Here is a 3,959-nt window from a genome sequence, read left to right as displayed (position 1 = left end):
ACTGACACTCCGCCATCGCGAGCAGGCTCACTCCTGCAGGGGACTGCATTGCCAATTGGGGAACGGGACTGTTGCGAAGTGTGTCTAGACTCTCACCGTCCCCATTGAGTGAAAAACAATGACAACGCCCACCGCTTTAACAGAGCACTACACCGGCGAAGAACGCAGCAAGCGGATCTTCGCCATTGTCGGCGCTTCGTCCGGCAACCTCGTCGAATGGTTCGACTTCTACGTTTATGCCTTTTGCGCAATCTACTTCGCGCCGGCCTTTTTCCCGTCCGACAACCCCACGGTGCAGCTGGTCAACACCGCTGGCGTGTTCGCCGCCGGGTTCCTGATGCGTCCCATCGGCGGCTGGATTTTCGGTCGGCTGGCGGACAAGCACGGGCGCAAGAACTCGATGCTGATCTCGATTCTGATGATGTGCTTCGGTTCGTTGCTCATCGCTTGCTTGCCGACCTACAAGGACATCGGCGTTTGGGCCCCTGTGCTGTTGCTGTTGGCGCGTTTGATTCAGGGTTTGTCGGTGGGCGGCGAGTACGGCACCACCGCGACCTACATGAGTGAAGTGGCACTCAAAGGCCAGCGCGGCTTCTTCGCCTCGTTCCAGTACGTGACGTTGATTGGCGGGCAGTTGCTGGCGGTGTCGCTGGTGGTGGTCCTGCAACAGTTCCTCAGCGAGGATGAGTTGCGCGCCTACGGCTGGCGGATTCCGTTTGTGGTCGGTGCGCTGGCCGCGCTGGTTTCGCTGTACCTGCGTCGTTCGCTGAAAGAAACCAGCAGCAAGGAGATGCGCGAAAACAAGGACGCCGGCAGCATCAGTGCGCTGTTCCGCGACCATAAAGCCGCATTCATTACCGTGCTCGGTTATACCGCCGGTGGCTCGTTGATTTTCTACACCTTCACCACGTACATGCAGAAGTACCTGGTAAACACCGCGGGCATGCAGGCCAAGACCGCCAGCTACATCATGACCGGCGCGCTGTTCCTTTATATGTGCATGCAGCCGTTCTTCGGCATGCTCGCCGACAAGATTGGCCGACGTAACTCGATGCTCTGGTTCGGCGCCCTCGGGACGTTGTGCACCGTACCTATTCTGTTGAGCCTGAAAAGTGTCAGCAGTCCGTTCCTGGCTTTTGTGCTGATTACCGTGGCGCTGGCGATCGTGAGCTTTTACACCTCGATCAGTGGCTTGGTAAAAGCCGAAATGTTCCCGCCAGAGGTGCGCGCACTGGGCGTCGGCCTGGCCTACGCGGTGGCGAATGCGATCTTCGGTGGTTCGGCGGAATACGTGGCCCTGAGCCTGAAAGCCGCGGGCATGGAAAACTCCTTCTACTGGTACGTTACGGTGATGATGGCGGTGGCGTTCCTGTTCAGCTTGCGTCTGCCGAAACAGCCAAAGTATTTGCAACACGACCTTTGATCTTTACGCGCGGGCCTGATGGGCTCGCGCCTCCAGGGACTGTTTTATGAACGAGCGACCGGGCAATCAATTGTTCGATGCCTATTTCACTGCGCGCGATATGCGTGAAGTGTTCTGCGATCAAGGCCGCGTGCAGGCCATGCTCGATTTCGAAGCCGCACTGGCCCGGGCCGAGGCGTGTGTCGGGCTGATTCCGCAAACCGCTGTCGCCCCCATTGAAGCCGCGTGTCAGGCCGGGCATTACGACTTCGCTGCTCTTGGCGAGGCGATTGCCACGGCGGGCAATTCCGCCATTCCATTGGTCAAGGCACTGGGCAAGCAGATCGCGGCCAGTAATGCCGAAGCCGAGCGCTATGTGCATTTGGGCGCGACCAGCCAGGACGTGATGGACACAGGCCTGGTGTTGCAATTGCGTGGCGCGCTGGCGCTGATCGAAAGTGATCTGGCGCAACTGGGCGACATCCTCGCAATTCAAGCCAAGCGTTATGTCGCCACACCGCTGGCCGGCCGCACGTGGTTGCAGCATGCAACACCGGTCACCCTAGGTATGAAAATCGCCGGTTGGCTGGGTGCGGTCACGCGTAGTCGTCAGCGCTTGCAAGAACTCAAGCCACGTCTGTTGGTGCTGCAATTCGGCGGCGCCTCCGGAACCCTGGCCGCGCTTGGTGAGCAGGCGATGCCGATTGCTGAAGCATTGGCCGAGGAACTGCATCTGACCTTGCCGGATCAGCCTTGGCATACCCAGCGTGATCGTCTGGTGGAGTTTGGTGCGGTGCTGGGATTGATCGCCGGCAGCCTGGGCAAGCTCGGCCGCGACATCAGCCTGTTGATGCAAACCGAGGCGGGCGAAGTCTTTGAACCATCGGCGCCGGGCAAGGGCGGTTCCTCGACCATGCCGCACAAACGCAACCCCGTCGGTGCAGCGGTGCTGATCGGTGCGGCGACTCGCGTTCCCGGTTTGCTCTCGACCCTCTTTAGCGCCATGCCGCAGGAACACGAGCGCAGCCTCGGTCTGTGGCATGCCGAGTGGGAAACCCTGCCAGAGATTTGCTGCCTGGTGTCCGGCAGCCTCAAGCAAGCGTTGCTGGTGGCGCAGGGGCTGGAAGTGGACGCAAATCGCATGGCGCGCAACCTCGATTTGACTCAAGGCCTGGTGCTGGCCGAAGCGGTGAGCATCGTCCTCGCCCAACGGGTCGGCCGCGACACTGCGCATCATCTATTGGAACTCTGCTGCAAACGTGCGGTGGCTGAACAACGTCATCTGCGCGCCGTCCTCGGTGACGAGCCGCAAGTGACCGCCGAGCTTTCTGCTGCGGAACTTGATCGTCTGCTGGACCCCGCCCATTACCTCGGTCAGGCCCATACCTGGGTCGAGCGAGCGGTGGCTGAACATTCTGCGTTGACTGCCTGAAGGAGATTGCTGTGGCTTTTGTACAACTCGCCGAGGGCGAACTGCACTACCAACTTGATGGGCCTGAGGATGCACCGGTACTGGTGCTTTCCAACTCGCTGGGTACCGACCTGCACATGTGGGACGCGCAAATTGCCGCGTTCACCGAGCATTTCAGGGTGCTACGTTTCGACACCCGTGGCCACGGCCAATCGCTGGTGACACCTGGCCCGTACAGCATCGAGCAACTGGGCCACGACGTGTTGGCGTTGCTGGATGCGTTGCACATTGAGCGCGCACATTTCTGTGGTCTGTCGATGGGCGGTTTGATCGGCCAATGGCTGGGGATCAATGCCGGTGATCGATTGAACAAACTGGTGGTGTGCAACACAGCGGCGAAAATCGGCGACCCGTCGATCTGGAATCCGCGCATTGAAACCGTGCTGCGTGACGGTCCGGCCGCGATGGTCGCGCTGCGCGATGCTTCGATTGCACGCTGGTTTACCCCGGACTTCGCCGAAGCCAATCCCTCTGCCGCGAAGCGAATCACCGACATGCTGGCCGCCACTTCGCCTGAAGGCTACGCGGCCAATTGCGCGGCGGTGCGTGATGCCGACTTCCGTGAGCAGTTGTCATCGATCAAGGCGCCGCTGCTGGTGATCGCCGGCACCGAAGACGCGGTCACGCCGCCGGCTGGCGGACACTTCATTCAAGAGCATGTGCAGGGCGCGGAATACGCCGAGTTCTATGCTGCGCATTTGTCCAACGTCCAGGCCAGCGCTGCGTTCAGCGAGCGAGTCCTGGCGTTTTTGAACGCTCATTAAGGGGATTGTTGTGGACGAGAAACAACGTTACGACGAAGGCATGAAAGTCCGTCGCGCAGTACTGGGCGACGCTCACGTCGATCGCAGCCTGACCGCACTGACCGAGTTCAACTCGGAATTTCAGGAGATGATCACCCGCCACGCCTGGGGTGATATCTGGACTCGCCCGGGCCTGCCGCGCCACACTCGCAGCCTGATCACCATTTCCATGCTGATCGGCATGAACCGCAACGAAGAACTCAAACTGCACCTGCGCGCCGCCGCCAACAACGGCGTGACCCGTGGCGAGATCAAAGAAGTGATCATGCAGAGTGCGATCTAC

General features: G+C 60.3%; 4 protein-coding genes. All 4 read left to right on the top strand.

Features of this window, described 5'->3' with window-relative positions; translation table 11 throughout:
• Positions 1-118: 118 nt before the first annotated feature.
• Complete coding sequence (locus AC1DRJ_RS20775; protein WP_477803790.1) at positions 119-1,423, top strand: MFS family transporter; 1,305 nt, start codon at positions 119-121, stop codon at positions 1,421-1,423.
• A gap of 46 nt (positions 1,424-1,469) precedes the next feature.
• Positions 1,470-2,834 carry a 3-carboxy-cis,cis-muconate cycloisomerase gene (locus AC1DRJ_RS20770; protein ID WP_477803789.1) on the top strand — a complete coding sequence of 455 codons (1,365 nt, stop codon included), beginning with the start codon at positions 1,470-1,472 and terminating at the stop codon, positions 2,832-2,834.
• Positions 2,835-2,845: 11 nt separating this feature from the next.
• The gene (gene pcaD / locus AC1DRJ_RS20765) at positions 2,846-3,637 is read left to right on the top strand and encodes a 3-oxoadipate enol-lactonase (RefSeq protein ID WP_477803788.1); all 792 of its coding nucleotides are present in this window, start codon (positions 2,846-2,848) and stop codon (positions 3,635-3,637) included.
• Between the two features lie 10 nt (positions 3,638-3,647).
• A partial coding sequence (gene pcaC / locus AC1DRJ_RS20760; RefSeq protein WP_477803787.1) for a 4-carboxymuconolactone decarboxylase occupies positions 3,648-3,959 on the top strand: 312 nt, incomplete at its 3' end.

The sequence above is a fragment of the Pseudomonas sp. P5_B2 genome (genome assembly GCF_056400445.1).
This window is presented reverse-complemented; position numbering and strand designations above follow the sequence as displayed.

Coding starts and splice junctions, on each gene's coding strand:
- AC1DRJ_RS20775 (WP_477803790.1), top strand. CDS start 119: ATGACAACGCCCACCGCTTTAACAGAGCACTACACCGGCGAAGAACGC.
- AC1DRJ_RS20770 (WP_477803789.1), top strand. CDS start 1,470: ATGAACGAGCGACCGGGCAATCAATTGTTCGATGCCTATTTCACTGCG.